This is a genomic window from Mesorhizobium sp. M7A.F.Ca.US.006.04.2.1 (assembly GCF_004022915.1).
GTDB classification, from domain to species: Bacteria; Pseudomonadota; Alphaproteobacteria; order Rhizobiales; family Rhizobiaceae; genus Mesorhizobium; species Mesorhizobium ciceri.
In genome coordinates, this window is sequence record NZ_RZQA01000885.1 from 1 (window position 1) to 2,506 (window position 2,506).

A 2,506-nucleotide genomic window follows, 5' to 3' on the forward strand; every position below is an offset into this window, starting at 1 on the left:
CACTTGCACGATCGTGTCGCCCTCGGCGCGGCCGAGCTGGCGGCTGAAATACTGGTTGCGCGGGTCGCTCCAGAAGATGTGCCAGGCATCCGCGCCGGGATCATAGACGCGCAGCGTCGTGCCATAGAAAGTCCATTTGCCGAGCGAAGGCTGGGAACCAGTGTCCCGCGCGGGCAGGATCCAGACGTCCTGGATCGCCCGGCCTTCCAGCACCCAGCCGAAATGCACCTCGCCGCGCCCTGTCAGCACCGTTCCGTCCTCGAGGTGGCGCGAGGCCTCGAAAGTCCAGGCGCCGACGAAGCGGCCGTAAAGGCTCAGTTTTTCGGCAAGGCCTTCGATCGGTCCGGCGCTATGCAGAGCATCGGCAAACGAAGATTGATCGAACATGGTTGTGGCCTCTTCTTGTCAGGAGATTGGGAGGGAATAGGCGGTTACGGGGTTCTGGGCTTGGGAAAAATTGCTATATTTCGACCATGACGACGACCACGCATAGTCTCGCATCCGGAGCCGGTTGGCATGTGACGGATGTGATCTGCACGGCCGGCGCCGGCCGGCCGTTCGAGGAGGCGCATCAGGATTTCTGTGTGGCTGCAGTCACCAGCGGCACGTTCCGCTACCGCGCCCAACAAGGAACGGCGATGCTGGCGCCCGGCGCGCTCCTGCTCGGCAATCCCGGCACATGTTACGAATGCGGGCACGAGCATGGCGGCGGCGATCGTTGCCTCTCGTTCCATTTCAGGCCGTCCTACATGGAGCGGATCGCGGCTGGCGTGCCGGGCGCCAGGAAGCTGGCTTTCGAGGCGGCGCGCCTGCCGCCTTTGCCGGTCCTGGCGCCACTCCTGGCCGAGGCGGAGACCGCGCGCGAGACGGCCGACATCGACGCCTTCGAGGAACTTTCCCTCCGCATGGCCGGTGCTGCCGTGGCCACAGCCTCTGGCGCTACGCATGTCAGCCGCGCGCCGAGCCGCCGCGACCAGAAGCGGGTGGCCGAGGCAGTGCGGTGGATCGAACTCGATGCCGACGGGCCGGTTTCCCTTTCAGCGCTTGCCGATGGGACGGCGACCAGTCCGTATCATTTCCTGCGCATCTTCCGGCAGGTGGCGGGCATGACCCCCTACCAATTCCTGCTCAAGACGCGATTGCACAGGGCCGCGGTGCGGCTACGCATGTCGGACGATACGGTTTCCGCGATCGCTTTCGGCGCTGGCTTCAGCGATCTGTCGACCTTCAATCGTCGTTTTCGGCGGATCATGGGGCAGACGCCAAGCCAGTATCGCAGCCGCCGTGGCGCATAGGCCGTTTCTGCTTGGTGAATCGGCCCGGTGCACCGCAAAGGCAGACACGCAGGCTTTTGCGTCAGGGCGGCGAAAACCGCCTTGGCCATATCGTCGCAATCATCGGTATCCATTTGAAATTACCATCAAAAATGACACTGGAAAAGTGCCGTGAAGGTTGGAGTTTCGGGCTTGCTTCCTATATAAGCACCAAGTGATTCCTGATTAGATTGTGATCCGATTTGACCGACCAGAAGACACCGCGCGGCGCCGACGGCGGCCCCACCGGCATCGAGCCGATATCCATCGTCGAGGAGATGCAGCGCTCCTATCTCGATTACGCCATGAGCGTGATCGTCAGCCGTGCGCTGCCGGACGTGCGCGACGGCCTGAAGCCGGTGCATCGCCGCATTCTCTTCGCCGCCCATGAGAGCGGCTACCATTGGAACCGCAAATATGTGAAGTCGGCGCGTCCTGTCGCCGACGTGATGGGTAAATACCATCCGCATGGCGATGCTTCCATCTATGACGCCTTGGTGCGCATGGCGCAGGACTGGTCGTTGCGCGTTCCGTTGATCGACGGGCAGGGCAATTTCGGCTCCATCGACGGCGATCCGCCTGCGGCGATGCGCTACACGGAAGCGCGGCTGACCAAGGTTGCGCACGAGCTCCTGGAGGATATCGACAAGGATACCGTCGATTTCCAGGACACGTATGATGCTTCCGGCAGCGAACCTAAGGTTCTGCCGGCACGTTTTCCCAACCTTCTGGTCAATGGCTCGGGCGGCATCGCCGTCGGCATGGCGACCAACATCCCGCCGCACAATCTCGGTGAAGTCTGCAATGGCGCCATCGCCATCATCGACAATCCGGCGATCGACCTGCCGGCGCTGATGGAGATCATTCCTGGCCCTGATTTTCCGACCGGTGGCATCGTGCTTGGCCGTTCGGGCATCTACAGCGCCTATTCGACCGGCCGCGGCTCCATCGTCATGCGCGGGCGCGTCAACATCGAACAGCGCGGCAACGACCGCGAGTCCATCATCATCACCGAAGTTCCCTACCAGGTGAACAAGTCGTCGATGATCGAGAAGATGGCTGAACTGGTGCGCGACAAGCGCATCGAAGGCATTTCCGATATCCGCGACGAGAGCGACCGCCAGGGCTACCGGGTCGTCATCGAGCTGAAGCGCGACGCCGTTGCCGACGTCATTCTCAACCAGCTCTACCGC

Annotated in this window: 3 protein-coding genes; 2 read left to right on the top strand and 1 reads right to left on the bottom strand. The window is 62.5% G+C overall.

What is annotated here, in order from left to right; all coding sequences use genetic code 11:
- Nucleotides 1-387, bottom strand: a 387-nt coding sequence (locus tag EN925_RS31650; protein ID WP_128337199.1) for a hypothetical protein, incomplete at its 3' end; no start/stop codon positions are given.
- A gap of 86 nt (nucleotides 388-473) precedes the next feature.
- On the opposite strand from EN925_RS31650, the gene EN925_RS31655 reads away from it, so the two are divergent.
- Nucleotides 474-1,295: an AraC family transcriptional regulator gene (locus EN925_RS31655; protein ID WP_127370434.1), complete on the top strand. Its 822-nt coding sequence runs from the start codon at nucleotides 474-476 to the stop codon at nucleotides 1,293-1,295.
- Between the two features lie 221 nt (nucleotides 1,296-1,516).
- On the top strand, nucleotides 1,517-2,506 hold a 990-nt coding region (locus tag EN925_RS31660), incomplete at its 3' end, for a DNA gyrase subunit A (protein ID WP_281040677.1).